Origin of the sequence: Microbacterium marinilacus (assembly GCF_019753765.1) — a bacterium.
Taxonomy (GTDB): Bacteria; Actinomycetota; Actinomycetes; order Actinomycetales; family Microbacteriaceae; genus Microbacterium; species Microbacterium marinilacus.
The window spans coordinates 111,662-130,415 of the sequence record NZ_JAIJZW010000002.1 but is presented as its reverse complement, the minus strand read 5'-3'; the positions used below and the strand labels follow the sequence as shown (position 1 = coordinate 130,415).

The 18,754-nt window shown below is 72.6% G+C and carries 19 protein-coding genes; 6 read left to right on the top strand and 13 right to left on the bottom strand.

Features of this window, described 5'->3' with window-relative positions:
• Positions 1-15 precede the first annotated feature (15 nt).
• The 11 genes from K5S26_RS04005 to idi all read right to left on the bottom strand — a co-directional run bounded on the left by K5S26_RS04005 (position 16) and on the right by idi (position 10,069).
• Positions 16-855: a nucleotidyl transferase AbiEii/AbiGii toxin family protein gene (locus K5S26_RS04005; protein ID WP_221856250.1), complete on the bottom strand. Its 840-nt coding sequence runs from the start codon at positions 853-855 to the stop codon at positions 16-18.
• The gene (locus K5S26_RS04000; protein WP_221856248.1) at positions 842-1,495 is read right to left on the bottom strand and encodes a type IV toxin-antitoxin system AbiEi family antitoxin domain-containing protein; all 654 of its coding nucleotides are present in this window, start codon (positions 1,493-1,495) and stop codon (positions 842-844) included. The genes K5S26_RS04005 and K5S26_RS04000 overlap by 14 nt, the downstream gene beginning before the upstream one ends.
• Positions 1,496-1,565: 70 nt before the next feature.
• Positions 1,566-3,164 (bottom strand): SDR family oxidoreductase, encoded by a 1,599-nt coding sequence (locus K5S26_RS03995; protein WP_221856246.1) that lies wholly within the window; start codon positions 3,162-3,164, stop codon positions 1,566-1,568.
• Between the two features lie 84 nt (positions 3,165-3,248).
• On the bottom strand, positions 3,249-4,454 hold the full coding sequence (locus K5S26_RS03990; RefSeq protein WP_221856244.1) for a ferrochelatase: 1,206 nt from the start codon (positions 4,452-4,454) through the stop codon (positions 3,249-3,251).
• Positions 4,451-5,314, bottom strand: a complete 864-nt coding sequence (locus K5S26_RS03985) for a prenyltransferase (RefSeq protein WP_221856243.1) — start codon at positions 5,312-5,314, stop codon at positions 4,451-4,453. Before K5S26_RS03985 ends, K5S26_RS03990 begins: the two co-directional genes overlap by 4 nt.
• The gene (locus K5S26_RS03980) at positions 5,311-5,694 is read right to left on the bottom strand and encodes a lycopene cyclase domain-containing protein (RefSeq protein WP_221856241.1); all 384 of its coding nucleotides are present in this window, start codon (positions 5,692-5,694) and stop codon (positions 5,311-5,313) included. Before K5S26_RS03980 ends, K5S26_RS03985 begins: the two co-directional genes overlap by 4 nt.
• Entirely contained in the window at positions 5,691-6,050 is a 360-nt protein-coding gene (locus K5S26_RS03975) for a lycopene cyclase domain-containing protein (RefSeq protein ID WP_221856239.1), read from the bottom strand. Before K5S26_RS03975 ends, K5S26_RS03980 begins: the two co-directional genes overlap by 4 nt.
• Positions 6,047-7,594: a phytoene desaturase family protein gene (gene crtI, locus K5S26_RS03970; protein WP_221856237.1), complete on the bottom strand. Its 1,548-nt coding sequence runs from the start codon at positions 7,592-7,594 to the stop codon at positions 6,047-6,049. Before crtI ends, K5S26_RS03975 begins: the two co-directional genes overlap by 4 nt.
• On the bottom strand, positions 7,591-8,463 hold the full coding sequence (locus tag K5S26_RS03965) for a phytoene/squalene synthase family protein (protein ID WP_221856235.1): 873 nt from the start codon (positions 8,461-8,463) through the stop codon (positions 7,591-7,593). The genes crtI and K5S26_RS03965 overlap by 4 nt, the downstream gene beginning before the upstream one ends.
• Positions 8,460-9,503: a polyprenyl synthetase family protein gene (locus tag K5S26_RS03960; RefSeq protein ID WP_221856234.1), complete on the bottom strand. Its 1,044-nt coding sequence runs from the start codon at positions 9,501-9,503 to the stop codon at positions 8,460-8,462. The genes K5S26_RS03965 and K5S26_RS03960 overlap by 4 nt, the downstream gene beginning before the upstream one ends.
• Entirely contained in the window at positions 9,500-10,069 is a 570-nt protein-coding gene (idi, locus tag K5S26_RS03955) for an isopentenyl-diphosphate Delta-isomerase (RefSeq protein ID WP_221856232.1), read from the bottom strand. Before idi ends, K5S26_RS03960 begins: the two co-directional genes overlap by 4 nt.
• Positions 10,070-10,150: 81 nt before the next feature.
• Between idi and K5S26_RS03950 the strand changes: the two genes are divergently transcribed.
• Positions 10,151-10,732 (top strand): MarR family winged helix-turn-helix transcriptional regulator, encoded by a 582-nt coding sequence (locus tag K5S26_RS03950; protein WP_246603578.1) that lies wholly within the window; start codon positions 10,151-10,153, stop codon positions 10,730-10,732.
• On the opposite strand, the gene K5S26_RS19120 is transcribed toward K5S26_RS03950, so the two are convergent.
• Entirely contained in the window at positions 10,729-12,096 is a 1,368-nt protein-coding gene (locus tag K5S26_RS19120; protein WP_221856230.1) for a CoA transferase, read from the bottom strand. The genes K5S26_RS03950 and K5S26_RS19120 overlap by 4 nt on opposite strands.
• 149 nt (positions 12,097-12,245) lie before the next feature.
• Between K5S26_RS19120 and K5S26_RS03940 the strand changes: the two genes are divergently transcribed.
• The 5 genes from K5S26_RS03940 (at position 12,246) to K5S26_RS03920 (ending at position 18,264) form a co-directional block, all read left to right on the top strand.
• Positions 12,246-13,856: a catalase gene (locus K5S26_RS03940; RefSeq protein ID WP_221856228.1), complete on the top strand. Its 1,611-nt coding sequence runs from the start codon at positions 12,246-12,248 to the stop codon at positions 13,854-13,856.
• A 230-nt stretch (positions 13,857-14,086) separates the two neighbouring features.
• Positions 14,087-15,892, top strand: coding sequence for a serine hydrolase domain-containing protein (locus K5S26_RS03935; protein ID WP_221856226.1), 1,806 nt, complete (start codon positions 14,087-14,089; stop codon positions 15,890-15,892).
• 167 nt (positions 15,893-16,059) lie between these two features.
• Positions 16,060-16,518: a peptidase inhibitor family I36 protein gene (locus K5S26_RS03930; RefSeq protein ID WP_221856224.1), complete on the top strand. Its 459-nt coding sequence runs from the start codon at positions 16,060-16,062 to the stop codon at positions 16,516-16,518.
• A gap of 136 nt (positions 16,519-16,654) precedes the next feature.
• Positions 16,655-17,275, top strand: a complete 621-nt coding sequence (locus tag K5S26_RS03925) for an RNA polymerase sigma factor (protein WP_221856222.1) — start codon at positions 16,655-16,657, stop codon at positions 17,273-17,275.
• On the top strand, positions 17,272-18,264 hold the full coding sequence (locus tag K5S26_RS03920; RefSeq protein ID WP_221856220.1) for a hypothetical protein: 993 nt from the start codon (positions 17,272-17,274) through the stop codon (positions 18,262-18,264). The genes K5S26_RS03925 and K5S26_RS03920 overlap by 4 nt, the downstream gene beginning before the upstream one ends.
• Before the next feature lie 33 nt (positions 18,265-18,297).
• Here the strand turns inward: K5S26_RS03920 and K5S26_RS03915 are convergent, their stop codons facing one another.
• Complete coding sequence (locus tag K5S26_RS03915) at positions 18,298-18,699, bottom strand: hypothetical protein (RefSeq protein ID WP_221856218.1); 402 nt, start codon at positions 18,697-18,699, stop codon at positions 18,298-18,300.
• Positions 18,700-18,754: the final 55 nt, after the last annotated feature.

The following is an 18,754-nucleotide window of genomic DNA, read 5'->3' as shown; positions in this document are numbered from 1 at the left end:
GTCGGCTGGAGCAGATCAGGTATCGCCGACCGTGGCCAACTCCGCGATGACGGCTTCCGCGGCTTCCTTCGGATTGACCGACACGCGGCACTGATGGGCTAGCGCAGCGCGCCATTCGCTCTCAGACGGCAGCCGCTCGAAAGAGACACCCGACACCCCGGTGTACGGTCCGTGTCTCCCGAAGAGTTCCGCCGCCGCGGCATCGATCTTGCCGGCCTTCGCGAGTGCCCAGAGATCATAGAGGTCGCGCGAGGCCCCTCGATCGTTCCAGGAAGCGAGCTTCGACGCGACGAATGCAGGCGCCGTCAGCACGCGCATCCTCGCAGGCGGCGCGTCGCTGTAGCGCTGCTCGATGTCGACGAGCTCTGTCGGCCAGTCGGGGTACCCCTGGCAGGACAGCAGCTGGATCTGTATGCGGATGTCCGCGACCTGCATGACCGAGGGGGCCGGATGATCGGTGCTGCGGATGCGAGGAGTGAACGACACTCGGCCGAAGGCGCGACGAAACGACCGAGTGATCGCATCCTCGATCCGGTCGCCGATCTCACGACGATCACCACGCGCGATCAGGTCTATGTCCTCCGATAACCGAACATCGGAGAGGTGTGTGCGGGCGAGGGCAGTGCCGCCGAAGAACACCACGTCGTCGGATACGACCGAACCGATGGCCGCGAGAGCATGCGAGATGGCGTGATCGCGAACAACTTGTTCGGCAGCGACGCCGAAAAGTGTTTGCACCTTCGAACGCTCGTGCTCGTCCAGCACACCGCGTAGGGACGAGTCGTTGCCGCGATTCGCTCCGAGAGGGCGTGCGGTGCGAGAGCGCCGCTGGCCCGGCTGCTCAGCTGCGCTCATCCTGTGATCCCATCTCCGCGAGCGTCGTCCGGAGCGCGTCGTTCGCGCGTCCGCGCGCCTCTACGACCTCCGCGAGCTCCGTTCGGGTGACTTGGGCGAGCAAATGGCGCACTGCCGCATCCGCTTCGGCGGGCATGCCGCCCTGGGCTGATTTCATGGTGAGGTCGTAGATGGTCTGCGCAGGGGTCGTCACGAGAGCGGGGCCCAGCTCCGTACGCTCGAGGACAGCATCGAGGCGATCGAGGTCGCGGGGGATCATGTGCACCTTTCCACCACCGTCCACCTCGACCGGCGGGCGTCCGGCCTCCGGCACGGCGATCGTCGTCACACCGATCGCTCTCGGAATCGCCGCCCAGTGCCGCGCTGCCCCCAAACCCATCAAGACCACTCGGCGGTTGCCGAATCGCGCCGTGCCTATCGCCAGTGCCGCGTCTTCGAGCGTCGGCTTCCAGGCTCGGCCGTCCCGACCGTCTGGGGGCGCGGTGTACACCCCTTTAGCGATTCGGACGAGCGCGCCAGCCTCAACCAGCCGACCGATCGTCCGACGGGAATGCGTCAGTACACCGTCGAGATCCTGCGGTCGCACCGTTCGCAAGGGCGCACGTTGAACCGTGCGAAGAGCATCGACGTCCATGGACATGGGGATCACCTCTTCACTGAGATTAGCGTGACACAAGCTGTCACGCCAACCTAAGTAACGACGACGGTGCCTAGCCGCCGTCCGCGGTGCCGCAGTCCGCGGCGCCGCCCTCGGCGGCCGTCTTCTCCGCGGTCGAGACGATGCGGCTCACCATGCCGCTGAAGATCAGGCCGTGGAAGGGCAGCATGGCCAGCCAGTAGAGCCTGCCCGCGAGGCCGCGCGGGAAGAACACCGCCCGCTGCCAGTAGGCGACGCCGTCCGACGCGTCCTCGATGCCGAGCTCGAGCCAGGCGCTGCCCGGCGTCCACATCTCGGCCCGCAGCCGCAGCAGCCGCCCCGGGTCCACGGCCTCGACGCGCCAGACGTCGATCGCGTCGCCCGCCACCACACGCGAGCGGGTCCGGCGCCCGCGCTGCAGGCCGACGCCTCCGACGATGCGGTCGAGCCAGCCGCGCAGCGCCCAGAGCGCCGACGCCGAGTACCAGCCGTTGGCGCCGCCGATCTGCGTGATGACCGACCACACCGCGTCGCGGTCGGCCGTCGTGCGGCGGGTCCGGCGGTCGGTGAAGACGGTTCGGCCGGCCCATTCGGGGTCGCTCGGCAGCGGGTCGCTGGGCGCGCGGGAGACCGTCGCGTCGACCCAGCTCGTCTCCACCTGGTCGATCTCGATGCGCCCGAGCGCGAGGCGCACCGACTCGCGGTACCCGGTCAGCCCGTCCGGCGGCGGCGGGATGATCTCGTCGATCGCGTGGTCGGCCATCACGCAGGGGTGCTGCAGCGACTCGACCAGGGGCTGGGCGATCTGCCGCGGCACGGGCGTGACGAGCCCCACCCAGTGCGAGGCGAGGCGCGGGGTCAGCACCGGCAGAGCGGCGATCCCGCGCTGGCGGAGCCCGGCCTCGACCGCGTAGCCGTTCATCATCTGCCCGTAGCGCAGCACGTCGGGCCCGCCGATGTCGACGGCGCGGCTCAGCTCGGGATCGACCCGCGCCGCGGCCAGCAGGTAGTAGAGCACGTCGCGCACGGCGATCGGCTGGATGCGGTTGCGCACCCACCTCGGGGCCGGCATGTACGGCAGGACGTCGGTCAGGTGGCGCACCATCTCGAACGACGCCGACCCCGATCCGATCACGACCCCCGCCTGCAGCACGAGGGTGGGGACGCCCGAAGCGAGCAGGATCTCCCCCACCTCGGTGCGGGAGGCGAGGTGGGGGGACAGCTCGACGCCGTCGGGATGCAGGCCGCCGAGGTACACGATCCGCGAGACGCCGTGGTCGGCCGATCGCCGCGCGACGTTCTCGGCGATCGCGCGGTCGGTCTCGGCGAAACCGCGCCCGCTCGTCATGGAGTGCACGAGGTGGTAGAGCACGTCGACGCCGGACGTCGCGCGCGCCATCGCATCGGCGTCGGCCGCGTCGCCCTCGACGACCTCCACGTCATCGGCCCAGGGCAGCGCCGCTATGCGCTGGGCCGAGCGGGACAGGACGCGCACGCGGTACCCGCCGTTCAGCAGACGCGGCACGAGCCGGCCGCCGAGATACCCGGTCGCGCCGAGCACGAGCACGCGCGGGGGCTCACCGTCGGATCGTCGCGCGGCGCGCAGCGCCTCCTCGGCGCCGGTCGGCGCGCTCAGCGCGTCCGCAGGGAAGGACAGCTCGTCGTGGGCCATGTCGCCCACCTCCTCGTCTTGTCGCCGTGCTCGGTGGTCTGTCTCGATGAATGCGTCGTGCGGGTCTCTCCTGCCGGCGCGAGGTTACGGCGCGATGCCCGCCGCGGCGGGGCGGAAGCCCGCTCGGACGTTCTCGCAGCACGCGGGGCGGCACACGTCGAACCACGGACCGTACTCGGTCGCGTGGACGCGCTGCTCTCGCGGCACTGCCGCCATCCGCTCCTCGACGAGGTCCACGATGCCGGTGACGAACGTCGGGTCCACGCCCGGGGTGGGGGTGCGGATCGCGCGCATACCCGCCTCCTCCGCCGCCTCGAGGGCCTCGTTGTCGAGGTCCCACATGACCTCCATGTGGTCGCTCACGAAGCCGATCGGCACGATGGCGACGGTCTCGACGTCCTCTCCCGGCAGTTCGGCGATCCGGTCGCAGATGTCGGGCTCGAGCCACGGCTGCGACGCGGGCCCCGAGCGGGACTGGTAGACCAGCTCCCACTCGACGTCGGCCATCCGCGCGTCGCGCTCGACGACCCGCTGCATCACGGCCTCCGCGACGGCGCGGTGCTGGGCCTCGTAGGCTCCGCCGTCGCCGAGCCCGAGCTCGCTCGGCCCGGAGCGGCGCGCGTCGTCGATCGGGATGCTGTGCGTGGTGAACAGCACGCGAGGAGCCGCTCCCCCGGCGCCGCGCAGCTCGGCGAGCGCCTCGACGACGCCGGGCACGAACGAGTCGACGAACCCCGGGTGGTCGAAGAACTGGCGGATCTTGTCGATCGTGACCGTGCCGGCCAGTCCGGTCTCGGTGAGCACGCGCGCGAAGTCCTCGCGGTACTGGCGGCAGCTGGAGAACGAGCTGTAGGCGCTGGTCGCGAACGCGAGCAGACGCGGTCGCCCGTCGTCGGCCGCCTCGCGCACCGCGTCGTCGAGATAGGGCGCCCAGTTGCGGTTGCCCCAGTAGACCGGCAGGTCGATCCCGCGGCGCGCGAGCTCCGCCTCGAGGGCGGCCTTGAGCGCACGGTTCTGGGCGTTGATCGGGCTCACTCCGCCGAAGTGGCGGTAGTGGTGGGCGACCTCCTCCAGGCGCTCGTCGGGGATCCCGCGGCCGCGGGTGACGTTGCGCAGGAAGGGGATGACGTCGTCCTGCCCCTCCGGTCCGCCGAAGCCCGCCAGCAGCAGCCCGTCGTAGCGCTGCGGGGCGGTGGCGTAGGGCTCTCCCGCCCGCGTGGCGGGCGAGGCGAACGGGACGACGGTTTCGATGGTGTCCACGGGAGGATCTCCAGGGTCGAGGGCGGTCATGAGGATGTCTGCATCGCGAAGACGATCAGGAGGATCGTGACGACGAAGCCGCAGACGTAGTTGATCCAGAGGAACCGGCGCCAGCCGGGGTTGGCGCGCCCGGACTCGTCGTCGGAGACCCTCCAGAAGGGGGCGGCGATCCACAGGTAGGGAAGCGCCAGCAGCGCCGCCCAGGCCCCGGGCGGACCCGCCGTCAGCATGAGCAGGGCGGCGGCGGTCCATGCGGCGATCGCGAGGCGCACGGTGGGCGCCGCCCCGAAGGCCGTCGCGATGGAGGAGATGCCCGCCGCGCGGTCGGGCACGACGTCCTGCACCGCGCCGAACGCATGGCTGGCGATGCCCCAGAGGAAGAACGCGGCCAGCACGACGAGCAGCCGCGCGTCGAACGAGCCGCCGGCGAGGGCCACGCCGTAGACGGCGGGGCTGACGAAGTGCACGCTCGACGTCATCGAGTCGAGCACCGGGATCTCCTTGAAGCGGAAGGGCGGCGCCGAGTAGGCGACGACGGCGAAGAGGCTGACCGCCAGCACCGCCCACGACAGCGGAGAGCCCCAGGCCACGAGCACCACGACGAACGGCAGGCACGCGACCGCGGCGGCGATCAGCACGGCCCGATGGCGACTCGGGGGCAGCAGCGCCCCCTCCACCCCGCCCTTCCGCGGGTTCGCCAGGTCGGACGCGTGGTCGAACACGTCGTTCACGCCGTACATCGCGAGGTTGTACGGGACGAGGAAGAACAGCGCCCCGACGACGAGGGCGGCGTCGACCTCTCTCGCGGCGAGCAGGTACGCGGCGGCGAACGGATACGCGGTGTTGATCCAGCTCAGCGGACGCGAGGCGATCAGGAGGTCGCGGATCATCGCATGCCCTCCCCTCTGTTCCCCGCGGGCTCGTCGCGACGCGACGGTCCGCGATCGCCCGGCCGGACCGGATCCCCCAGGCGGACGCGCCGCCAGATCTCCGGCAGCAGGATGACGGCGGCCAGCGGATAGGCGAAGTCCTCGATCGGCGCCGCGCCGACGCGGAGCCCGGAGATGCGGGCGTCGTCGTAGGCGAACAGGCCGGCCGCGATCATCGCGTTGTCGAACACCGCGGTGAGGACGATCAGCGCGACCGCGGCGAGCGCCTGCGGGCCGAACGGCCGCAAGGGACGCGCCGATGCGGGCGCCGTGAGCCGCAGCAGCACGGCGGCGGCGAGGGCGAGGGCGAGGAAGGCGGCGCACAGCACGGCGTACGTCATGGGCGCTCGCCTCCCCGGCGCGCCGTGGCCGTGTCGGCGGCGGCGCGACGATCGAGCAGGCGCTCGGCGGCGCACACGAGCACCATGGTCAGCTCGCAGAGGAACAGCAGGAACACCGGCTCCTCGAGCGGCAGCTCGGGCGCGAGCAGGACACCGGTCATGAACGACGTCTCGGCGCGGAAGAAGATGCCGAGGCCGATGCCCGCGAGATCCCAGGCCAGGAAGAACGCCGTCCCCGCCAGGAGCACGGCGATCGCGCGGAGCGGCGACCTGCCGAGGAAGAGACGGTGGCGCAGGTCGAGCGCGACCACGCCGGCGAGCGACACGAGCAGGCAGGCGAGGTAGACGAGGCTCACCGGGGCTCCTCGAGGGGACCGGCGGAGAGGTCGCCGCGCAGCCTCTTGACGACGAGCTCGGCGCTGATGAGGCACATGGGCAGGCCGATCCCGGGGATCGTCGTCGCCCCCGCGTAGAGCAGGCCCCCGACGCGGGACGAGGCGTTGCTGCCGCGCAGCACCGCGCTCTGGCGCAGCGTGTGCGCCGGTCCGAGCGCCCCGCCGCGCCACGCGCCGTACTCGCGCTCGAAGTCGGCCGGTCCGATGCTGCGGCGCACGACGATCCGCTCGCGCAGGTCGGGCACGCCCGCCCAGGACGCGACCTGGTCGATCGCGGCGTCCACCGCTCGTTCCACGGCCGGGCTGCCGCCGCCGTCCAGACCGCCCTCGCCGATGCCGGGATCGGCGGGCACGGGGATGAGCACGAACAGGTTCTCGTGGCCCTCGGGCGCGACGTCGTCGGTGGCGCTCGGCCGGCAGACGTAGATCGACGCCGGGTCGGGGATGTGCGGCCGCGAGCCGTAGATCGCGTCGAAGCCGCGCTCCCAGTCCCGCGTGAAGAACAGCGTGTGGTGCGCGAGCTCCGGCAGCTCTCCCCGCACTCCGAGGAGCGCCAGCACCGCACCCGGCCCCGGATCGCGCGACTCCCACCACGACTCGCGGCGGCTGCGATGCTCGGGGGCGAGCAGGCGCTGCTCGGTCACGTGCAGGTCGGCGCTCGAGACGACGACGTCTGCCGACAGGTGTTCGACGGTGCCATCGGCGCGCTCCACGTCCACCGCGGTCGCGACTCCCCCGCGGACCGAGATGCGGCGCGCGCGCGTTCCGGTGCGCAGCTCTGCGCCGTGGCTCTCGGCAAGCCGGGCGATCGCGTCGATGACCGCGCCGAAGCCGCCGCGCGGGTACAGCACCCCCTGCCCGACGTCGAGGTGGCTCATCAGGTGGTACATGCTGGGGGCCGCGGCGGGCGACGTCCCGAGGAAGACCGCGGGGTATCCGAGCACCTGCTGTACGCGGACGTCGTCGGTGTGCCGCCGGATGAAGCGGTCGAGGGGCTCGCCGAGGAGCCGCGCGAGGCGCGGCAGCCGGGCCAGCGTGTCGCGTCCGAGCAGCGGGCGCAGCGACTCGTACGTGCTGTACAGGAACTTCGACGTCGCGAGATCGTAGGTCTCGGCGGCCGACGCGAGGTAGGCGTCCAGACGGTCCGCGGCCGCGGGGTCGAGCGAGACGAGAGCGTCCCTCGCGTCGGAGCCCGGCAGGTCGAACGGCTCCGGCTCCGCCTCGAAGTAGACGCGGTACGCCGGGTCGAGGCGCACGAGGTCGAGCTGCTCGGCCGCCGAGGTGCCGAGCAGACGGAAGAAGTGGTCGAACACCTCGGGCATCAGGTACCAGGACGGGCCGGTGTCGAAGACGAACCCGTCGGACGACCAGCGGCCCGCACGCCCGCCGAGCTCGTCGCGCGCCTCGACCAGCGTGACGTCGTCGCCCTCGCGAGCGAGCAGCGCCGCGGTCGCGAGGCCGGAGATGCCGCCGCCGATGACGACGACGCGCCGACGCGCGGTCATGCGGGCACCCGGCCGAGCGCTGCGCGGGCCACGACCCGCAGCTTCTCCGCCCGCGGCACCGACACCCGTCGCCGCAGCAGTTCGGCGGCGGGTGTCGCGCGCAGCCGTTCGTTCAGCCGGTCGAACAGGCCCGCGGCGGCGGCGGTCGCACGTCGCGACGCCGGCGGCAGCCGCACGATGGCGCGGGAGGCGACGGTCAGGTCCTCGGCGATCTCGTCCACGAACCGGTCCTTGTCGACGTCGGCGAAGCGCGCGGGGTCGACGCCGGGCAGGTACACCCGGCCGAGGCGCTCGACGTCGTCGGCGAGGTCTCGCAGGAAGTTCACCTTCTGGAACGCGGCGCCGAGACGGCGGGCGCCTTCCTCGAGCTCGTCGTCGAGGCGCAGCCGGGGGTCCTCGGTTGCGAAGGCGCGCAGGCACATCGACCCGACGACCTCCGCCGAGCCGTGGATGTACCGTCGGTACGCCTCCTCGTCGAGCGCCGGCATCTCACGCGTGTCCATCCGCATGGACTCGAAGAACGGCCGGATCAGCTCGGCCCCGATGCCGGTCTCCCGCGCGGTGACGGCGAAGGCGTGGACGACCAGGTTCGCGCTGAAGCCGTGCGCGATCGCCGAGAGCGTCTCGGCCTCGAGCGCGTCGAGGACCGCGCGCTTGTCGGCGCCGCCCATCCCCGCCTCGGTCGCGGGGCCGTCGACGATCTCGTCCGCGACGCGGACGAGGGCGTAGACGTCGGCGACGCGTCCGCGCACCGTGCGCGGGAGCAGGCGGCTCGCGAGGCCGAAGGACGTCGAGTAGGCGCCGATGACGCGCGCCGACGACGCACGAGCAGTCCGCGTGTAGAGCGCCAGACCGGTGGACGCGGTCATGCGTCGCGCTCCGCGCACATCCGCCCGATGGCGTGCAGCTCCACGCGCAGCTCTTCGGGCAGGCCCGAGGAGAGGAGCTCCTGGTCCACCTGGGCCAGCTGCTCGGCGATGAGCTCCTCGACCGCGGCGCGCGCGCCGGATGCGACGATGGCCTCCCGGAGCCGATCGGCGTCCTCGTCCTCGAGGGACCTGCGGCCCAGCAGATGAGCCACGTCCTGCCACGCCGGCTCGCGGGACGCGAAGGCGATCAGGAGCGTGCGCTTGCCCTCCCGCAGGTCGCCCGTCGCGCTCTTGCCTGTGAGCTCCTCCGCTCCGAAGACGCCCAGGACGTCGTCTCGCAGCTGGTAGATGAGGCCGAGGCCCGTGCCGATCCGAGCAAGGGTCTGCGCGGTCGACGCGTCCGCTCCGGCGAGCGCCGCGCCGGCCCGCAGCGGGGCGGCGAACGAGTAGGCGGCGGTCTTGCGCTCCATCATCCGCCAGATGTCCCGGGCCTCCGCGGGCACGGCGCCGAGCGCGAAGCCGATGTCGTCGTGCTCACCGGCGGCGGTGAGGAACACCGCGTCGTCCACGATCTCGTGGATCTCCGGGCGGGCGGGGCTGTCGATGCGCGCGATCATCGCGTGGACGCCGCTGAGCAGCAGGTCGCCCGCGAGCAGCCCGGACGCCGCGCCCCAAGCGGTCGCTGCCTCCGAGCCGAGGCCGGTCTCGAGGGCGGTGTCGGCGAACTGGCCGGCGAGATTGGCACGGCCGCGGCGCACCAGGTCGCCGTCGAGCACGTCGTCGTGCAGCAGCAGAGCGCTGTGCAGCACCTCGAACGCCGCGGCGACCGTGACCGCGGATCGACGCGCCCTCCCGCCCAGCGCGTCGTGCGCCAGCAGCACGAGGCGGGGGCGCAGGCGCTTCCCGCCGCGCGTGGCCTCGGCGGCACGACGCCAGAGCTGGGCCGCCTGCTCGCCGATGGTCTCGGCGCGCGCGATCCTCGCGGCGAAGTAGCCCTCGATGGCGTCCTCGAGCCCCGGCTCAGCCGTCGCCACGGTCACAGCTCCTGCTCCCGCCGCCACGCGGCCGCCGAGATCCTGCCGTCGGTCGCCGACATCTCGCGCGCCTGCAGCACCAGCCAGGGGCTGAACGCCCAGGGTGCCGCCTGCAGCGCCGCCGCGAGCTCGGCCGGCTCGACCCAGCGCGCGTCCATGGCCTCCTCCGGGTCGAGCACCGGCTCGCCCACGGCGCGTGCTGTGTACACCGGGCACACCTCGTTCTCGACGACGCCCGACGCGTCGACGGCGCGGTATCGGAAGTCGGGCAGCACGAGGCGCAGGTCGGCGAGCGCGAGCCCGAGCTCGTCGTCCGCCCGCCGGGCGACCGCGTCCGGCACGGGCTCGAACGGCTGCGGGTGTCCGCAGAACGCGTTGGTCCAGGTGCCGGGCCAGGCCCGCTTGGCGAGAGAGCGGCGCGTCATCAGCACCCTCCCGCTGTCGTCGGTGACGTGGCACGAGAAGGCCAGGTGCAGCGGGGTGTCCGCGTGATGCACGGTGTTCTTGGGGGCGGCGCCGCAGGGCTCTCCCTGCTCGTCCAGCAGGATCACGCGCTCGAGTGTGTCTTCCACTTTGCTCCAGATCTTGATTACTAGACAGGCTAGCTACATGATGAGCATAATGTCTAGCCGCTGTCGAGTAATCTCGTACGCATGGCCGAGCTGACACCACGGGGATCGTCGCGCGTGGTGATGCACGACCCGCGCACGACGGACCCGGAAGAGGAACTCGTGCGCCGATCGCATCTTTCCGAGGAGGAACTGGCCCAGGTGGTGGCCGTCCTCGAGGCCATGGGCCGGTGGCGCGAGGCCGAGCGCGCCATGAACGAGGAGTCCCAGCGGTACATGAAGCTCGGCGAGTCGGACATGCGCGCGCTCCGCTTCCTCATCGCGGCCCACCGCCAGGGCGTCGTCGTCACGCCGGGGGCCATCGCCGCCCATCTCGGCATCTCGACCGCCTCCACCACCAAGCTGCTCGATAGGCTCGCGGACGGCGGCCACATTCGCAGGCTCCCGCATCCGAGCGACCGTCGGAGCCTCGCCATCGAGGTCACCGAGGAGACCCGCCGCTCCGCCCGGGCGAGCGTCGGGCGCAGCCATGCGCGCCGCTTCGACGTGGTGGCCGGCCTCACGGCCGAGGAGCGGGAGACCCTGCGCGGCTTCTTCGACGCCCTGGCCGCGACCGCGGACGCCGGGGATCCGACACCTGCCGACGACCAGACCCGCGCCCACTAGAGGACCTCGCTCCCCAGGCCGCGTGCGGGCAGCTCGGCCCTCATCTCGACGCCGGCGATCGACACCGGCGGGGACAGCCGACGGGCCGGACCCCACGCGGTGCGCTCCACGCCCGCCGCGAGGTCGCGCTCGTCCTCCGGCCGGAGCGACTCCCCCGCCGGGCGTGGTCCGTCGGCGGTGAGCAGCCGCGCGGTGCGCGCCAGCGACAGCGCCGCGCTGCTGCCGCGCCCCGTGCGGAGGCGCACGGCGAGGGCGCGGACGGCGGCGTGGGCCATGAGGTATCCGGTCGCGTGGTCGAGCGCCTGCACCGGCAGGGGCGTCGGCCGGTCGCGGTCGAGCAGCCGCATGCCGGCCTCGGCGATGCCGGTGCTCATCTGCACGAGGCTGTCGAAGCCGCGCCGGCCCGCCCAGGGACCGGTCCACCCGTACGCGTCGAGGGACACCTCGATCAGGCCCGGACGGACGCGCTGTCGCACGTCGCGGTCGAGGCCGAGCCCGTCGAGCGCGCCGGGTCGGTAGCCGTGCACGAGCACGTCGGCGCCCGCGAGCTGGTCGAGAAGGCGCTCGCGATCTCGGGCCTCCCGCAGGTCCAGCCGGGCGGAGCGCTTGCCGAGCATCACGTCGGGGACGAGACCCGGCTCATCCCACCACGGCGGGTCGATGCGCAGCACGTCGGCGCCGAGCTGGGCGAGGAACCGTGTGGCGACGGGGCCGGCGAGCACGCGCGTCAGGTCCATCACGCGGACGCCCGCCAGGGGTCGCGCGCAGTCGGCGAGCGGGGCGGCGTCCCCCGGGCCGCCGTCCGCCCAGCGGATGAGCGGCTCGCCCGCGACGCTGCGCCCCGGCTCGCTCGCCTCCCACCGCTCGGCCGAGCGCATCGCCGCCGCGCATCCTCCCGCCGCGACGACCGCGGCCTCCAGCTCGTCCGCCGGCCACGTCGACACCGCGGCGGCGACCCGCTCGCGGTCGGCGGCGACGCCGAGCACGGCGAGCGCGGCCCGGCGATGAGCGACGGCGTTGATGTGCAGCCGGATCCAGCCGTCCGCGGCGAGGTAGTCACCCGCGATCGCGTCCCAGGCGGGCGGTAACTCCCACCCCTGCGGTCTGATGGACGAGCCGAACCAGAACGACGCGAGCCTGCGGTCCACCTCGACCCGCGGCGGGGGCTGCCCCATCGCCGCGACGAGGTCGGCGACCGCGAGCCCCGCCGCGGCCACCGACGCGGTGGCGAGCTCGGTGACCGGGAACACCGAGGGCAGGCCGCCCTCTTCGAGAACCGTCGGTTCCGCGGCGATCGTCCCGTCGAGGATCTCGGCGAGCATCCGGCCGAGGGCCGAGGTCGCGGGTGTTCGTGCGGCGGGCACCGGTCCCCCTCCTCTCCGGCTCTCCCGTGAGCTCGCGTGGGCCGTCACGATACCGTCGCGGCGTCGCCGCGTCGACCCCGTCGCGCGGCGAGCCCGCCGGGCGGACACTGGGTCTTCACTCGCGCCGCCCGCGTCCGGCAGGCGGCCCCATGATCCGGAGGTCTCCCGTGCCCGAGCTCCCCCAGCCGAACGACGGAACATCCATCAAGACCGCCCCGTCGGAGGGGGCCCGGCTCGGGTCCACCACCGACACGGGTGCGCCCGCGCCCAGCGACCGCAACTCGCTCACGGTAGGCCCCGACGGGCCGATCGTGTTGCACGACGTCCACTTCCTCAACCAGATGGCGCACTTCAACCGGGAGCGCGTGCCCGAGCGCAACGTGCATGCCAAGGGCTCCGGCGCCTTCGGCGTCTTCGAGACGACCGAGGACGTCTCGACGTACACCAAGGCCGGCCTGTTCCAGCCGGGCGCCCGCACGGACATGCTCGCGCGCTTCTCCACCGTCGCGGGCGAGCAGGGGTCGCCCGACACGTGGCGCGACCCGCGGGGCTTCGCGCTGAAGTTCTACACCGACGAGGGCAACTACGACCTCGTCGGCAACAACACGCCCGTCTTCTTCATCCGCGACACGATGAAGTTCCCGCACTTCATCCGCTCGCAGAAGCGACGCGGCGGCAGCGGCCTGCGCGACAACGACATGCAGTGGGACTTCTGGACCCTCAACCCCGAGTCGGCGCACCAGGTCACCTACCTCATGGGCGACCGCGGCATCCCGAAGAGCTACCGTCACATGAACGGCTACGGATCGCACACGTACATGTGGGTGAACGCGGCGGGCGAGAAGCACTGGGTCAAGTACCACTTCCACAGCGACCAGGGCGTCGAGGGCCTCACGGACGACGATGCGACACGCATCGCCGGCGAGGACGCCGACTTCCACCGCCGCGACCTCATCACCGCCATCGACCGCGGCGACTTCCCGTCGTGGACGCTGTCCGTGCAGGTGATGCCTTACGACGAGGCGAAGGGGTATCACACGAACCCGTTCGACCTGACGAAGGTGTGGCCGCACGCGGACTACCCGCTGATCAAGGTCGGCACCATGACCCTGAACCGCAACCCCGAGAACTTCTTCGCGCAGATCGAGCAGGCGGCGTTCGAGCCGTCGGCCCTGGTGCCGGGCATCGGCTTCAGCCCCGACAAGATGCTGCTGGGGCGCGCGTTCGCCTACGCCGACACGCACCGGCACCGCATCGGGGCGAACTATCTGCAGCTCCCGGTCAACAGGCCGCACGTCGAGGTCAACACCTACACGCAGGACGGGCCCATGGCGTACGACCACAACGGGGACGCGCCCGTATACGCGCCGAACTCTTACGGACGCGGCTACGCCGACGAGACCGGCGAGGTCGACCCGTCGTGGGAGACCGACGGCGACATGGTGCGCCAGGCGTACACGTTGCGGGAGAGGGACGACGACTTCTCGCAGCCCGGCGCGCTCGTCCGCGACGTGTGGAACGACGAGCAGCGCGCGGCGTTCGTCAAGACCGTAGCGGGTCACCTGCTCGGCGGAGTGACGGGCGACGTGCTGCAGCGCGCCTTCGAGTACTGGAAGCGCGTCGACGCAGCGACCGGCGCGCAGATCGAGGAGCTGGTCCGCTCTCAGGCCGACCTGGGCGCACCGGGCGCCCGGCCGGATGATGCACGCGAGCACGCCGACGACCCGATCGTCGAGCCGAGGACGAACGCCGCCACCTGATCCGTCAGGACGCCCGCGCCTGTCCCGAGGCGCGGGCGTCGGGCGCGGCGCGGACATGGGATCATGCCATGTGCATCCGAAGTCCTCCGCCGTGCTCCGCGCCGCCGCCCTGCTCGCCCTTCTGCCTCGGCGCGGCAGCGCGGAACATCGCAGCCCCGGCTGCGTCCTCGGTCGTCGCGCCGGCGTCGGAGTCGGCCTTCGAGGAGGACGTCGCGGCGTGGCTCGACGGGATGGTGCCCCCCGCACTCGAGCGCGAGGGCATCGTGGGCGCGACCGTCAGCGTGGTCCTCGACGGCGAGATCGTCGCAGAGCGGGGCTACGGCTACGCCGAGGTCGGGGACGACGAGACCGACCCGCGCCCGGTCGACGGCTCCACGCTGTTCCGCATCGGCTCCATCTCGAAGGTCGTGACGGCGACCGCCGTCATGCAGCTCGTCGAGCAGGGATCGCTCGACCTCGACGACCCGATCCAAGACCACCTCGACTTCGACCTGCCGGTCTCCTTCGAGACCCCGGTGACCGTGCGTCACCTGCTCACGCACTCGGCGGGCTTCGAGGACGAGCTCGCCGGGCTCATCACGTCGCCGGACAGCCCGACCGTGAGCCTGCGCGACGCGGTGTCGATCGACCCGCCCGAGCAGATCTTCGAGCCGGGCACCACGCCCGCGTACTCCAACTACTCGAACGGCCTCGCCGGGTACATCGTCGAGCGGGTCTCGGGCGAGCCGTTCGAGCAGTACGTCGAGGAGCACGTCTTCGAGCCGGCGGGCATGGACACCGCATCGGTGACGCAGCCCCTGGCCGCGGAGGACCAGCAGCGCATGTCCGCCGGGTACCGCTTCGCGGGGTCGGACCCGGTGCCGTTCGAGGTCGTCTCCCCCGCCCCGGCGGGCGCCGTCTCGGCCACGTCGTCCGACATGGCGCGGTTCATGCTGGCGCAGCTCGGCGCGGGCGACCGCCCTCTGCTCGAGGAGGCGAGCCTCGAGCGGATGCACGCGCCCGCGCTCGACTCCGACGACCTCGGCGGCCTCGCCGCGGGCCCGCGGATGACGCTGGGGTTCTTCGAGGACGCCCGGGGCGGCCATCGGGTCCTGAGCCATGCGGGAGACCTGACGGCGTTCCACGCGCAGCTCGAGCTGTACCCCGACGACGGCGCCGGCATCTTCATCTCACTGAACAGCAGCGGCGTCCGCGACGACTCGTCAACCGCCGTGCGCGAGCTCGTCGCCGCGGGCTTCGCCGATCGTTATCTCCCCGCGGACGGGGAGGAGACGCCCGCCGCTCTCCCGGAGGCGGCGGATCATGCCGCGGCGATCGCCGGGACCTACCAGCTGTCCCGTCGCGGGGAGTCGACGTTCATCCGCGCGTTCTTCATCGCCTCCGCGGTCGCCGTGACCGACCGCGGAGAGGGCGTGGTCTCGGTGTCGGCCATCACGGATGCCGCGGGGCAGCCGGTCGACCTCGTCGAGGTGGAGCCGTGGGTGTGGCGGGAGGTGGGCGGAGACCGCGTGGTCGCCGCGGACGTCCGCGACGGCGAGGTGGTGGCCGTCGGCCTCAGCCCCGCCTTCACCCTGCAGCCGATGCCCGCACATCGGGCGGCCTTCCCGCTGGTCGCGCTCGCATCGGCCCTGATCATCGTGGCCTTCCTCGCGGCGCTCCCGATCGCCGCGCTGGCGCGCCGTGTCTCGCGCGGCCGGCGCGCGTCGTCCCTGCGCACGGCGGCGCCGGCGTGGGCCGCCTGGCTCGCCGCGGCGTGCGCGGCGGCGTCGGTCGCGCCCTGGTCCGCGGTCGCCCAGGCGCTGCTCACCGACGGCCCGGCACCGGCCGAGGCGGTGATCCGCACCGGGCAGGTGCTGCTCGCGCTGGCCGCGCTCGGCGTCGTCCCCGCGGCGTGGCGGGCGGTGGCCGCGGCGCGGTCGGGCGCACGGTGGCGCTGGCTCTCGGTCCTGTCCTGGACGGTGGTGACGCTGGGCTTCGCGGGCCTCGGCTTCGCGCTCGTCGTGGGTGGTGCGCTGCAGCCGAGCCTCAGCTACTGACCGCGACGGATGTCAGGAATCGGCGTCAGCGGCAAAAGGGCGCACACTCCGCCCTTCTGGCATATCGCGCGCTGCCGGACACTTCTCTTGAAGGCGCGAGCGCGGCCCGTCGTCACCCGAGACGACGAGCCTCACCCGATCGCTCGCCCGTCGCCAGGAGAACAGTCATGAAGAAGTTCATCGCTGCCGCCGCGCTCACCCTCGCGCTCGTCGGGCTTCCCGCCGCCGCCGAGGCCACGACCGTGCCGGCTTCGCTCCATCCGGACGTCGAATACGCGCTCGATGCCGTCCCCGGCGGGGTCGTGATCGACGAGTACCACGTCGTCTGGCCCGAGCTGGGGATGGAGCTGTCCGCCGTCCCCTCCTTCGCCCGCGCGGTGGGCACGTGCGCGACGGGCACGTTCTGCGCCTACTCGCGCGCCGACCGAGGCGGCACGAAGCTCAGCTGGACGACGTGCACCACCGTGACGCCGACGGGCCTGTCCTCGGTGGGCTCGATCGCGAACGCCCGCAGCTCGGGCAGTGTCCAGGCCAGGACGTCGTCGGGTGCGGTGCTCGCCACGGCCAGCGCGGGCACGAGCACCAACGTCTACGGCACGGTCAGCACCATCCGCTGCTCGTCCTGACCGGCGGGGCAGCCGCGGTCCCCGACACGCTCACGGGTCACCCCGGGGGCGATCGGCCCTGCGACGGATTCGGCGTTCCGTCGACATGCCCTAGCCTGGACGGAGGCCCACGAGGGCGGGGGAGCAAGGGGGCACGGTGCGTCTCGGGATCTTCGCCGCGCTCGGCGTGGTGCTCTCCAGCGCGGGGGTGTCACGAGGCGCGACGAGGTCGGAGACCGGCAGCGACAGCGGCCAGGCGCATGCCGCCGCGGCCGGGCCCGAGGACCATGCGAAGGAAACCGCCTTCCGGGACCTGTTCGACCAGTACCTTCCCCGGGTCCGTGCCCACCTCGAATGCCTGGTCGAGGAGCAGGACGAGGTCGACGAGCTGACCGCCGAGGTCTTCGTCGTGGCCTGGCGGAAGCTCGATCCCCGCAGGCCGATGTCGCTCCCCTGGCTGCTGCGGACGGCCGACAACAAGCTGCGGGACCGCACGCGCAGCGCGAGCTCGCGAGCGCGCGCGCTCGACGCCCTCTCTCGGGGTCTCCAGTCGCCGAAGCAGCCTCTTCACCCCCTCGAGGCGCTCGCCCTCCGGCAGGCGCTCGCGAAGCTGACCGCGCGAGAGCGTCAGGTGGTCGTCCTCACGTACTGGGACGAGCTGAGCGCGGGCGAGGTGGCCGAGGCGCTGAGGTGCAGCCAGGCGTCGGTCTGGACCACGCTGAGCCGGGCTCGGGCGAAGCTGCGCAAGCAGCTCGAGGCGAACGGAGGACGCTCGTGAGCACTCGCGAAGACGACCTCGACCGCCTGTTCCGGGCGGCGGCTCCGGAGCGCCGATCGGCCGCGACGGCTCGCAGCGCCGCGGACGTCCGGCTGCGCGAGAGCATCATCCGCGGCGCCGCCGCGCCGCGCCGCGCTGCCTCTCGGACACGCACCCGTGCCCTGTGGGCGGGAGCGTCGACCGCCGTCGCCGCCGTCACGATCGGCGTGCTCGCGGCCGTCGGCGTGCTGTCCCCCTCCCCCCGCGCCGTCGCCCTGACGCCGCCTCCGCTGCAGTATTCGGATGCCGGCAGCCTCGACGACGTCCTCGACGACGCCCTCGTGACGCTGGCGGCGCAGGACGGTCCGGAGCAGGAACGCCAGGTGCAGACGATCGTCTGGGCGTGGAGCGCCGAGATCGAGCAGGAGCACGTCGAGGTCGTCCCGCAGGAGATCACGTACGAGTGGACCGAGGACGGCGGGGCCCGGACGACGATCGTCGCCGCGCCGTCGTTCTGGGACGACGGCGACAGACCGGACGGCGTCGATGCGAGCCCGTACGAGCCGGGCGAGCTGATCGACGAGGTGGTGACCGAACCCGCCGACTTCGCCGTGCCGGAGGGCATCACGGGCCTGTCCGGCTCGTCCCGCGACGAGATCTCGGCCGCGCTCGAGGTGTTCGGCTGGACCGACGGCGCCTCGTCGGGCGAGCTGCTGGTCGCGTTCGACGGGCTCCTGCAGCACTGGACGCTCTCGAACGCGCAGGAGGCGACCATGCTCGAGATGCTGCGCGACGCCGGCGGCCTCGAGGTGCGCGGCACCGCCACCGACAGGCTGGGCCGCGAGGTCGTGGGCATCGGCGTCGCCTCGACGTCGGAGGATCAGGAGGACACCGTCCTGATCGACGCGGAGACCGGCCGCCTCGCCGGGGTGGAGAACGAGCTGACCGAGCCGGTCGACCCGCTGCCGGCCGGGGTGATCTCGTACACCCTCTGGGATGTCGACCCGTAGGACGTCGCCGCGCCCGCGTCGACGCGCGGCGGATCAGTCGGCGACGAGGGAGCGCAGGGCCACGGAGACGTCCGCGAGATCCAGTCTCTGCGCGCTCCTCGGCATCCTCGCGTCCTCGAACCCACGGACGATCCACCTCGCTGTCTCTCGGTCGACGAGATCGTCGTCGACCGAGCGCGCGCACGCCGCAGGCACGAGCACGGCGAGCAGCAGACGCTGCTGCCTCGCGAAGTACCGCACGTCGGACGAGAAGCCGCCCGGCGCGTGATCGGTGACGGTGCCGCCGACCCACAGCTCGATGTCGGTGACCTCGACGCCGGCGACGGCCACCTCGCCCAGGGCGGCCTTCAGCATCGCCCGAAGTCGCACGATCGACGCGAGATACCGTGCTCCGGTCTCCGGGCCGCCCATGCGGCCGCTCACCGACACGTCCATCACCGCTCCTGACTTCCCGTCGCCCGCACGTCGACGCGAGCGCGTGCGAACTCCG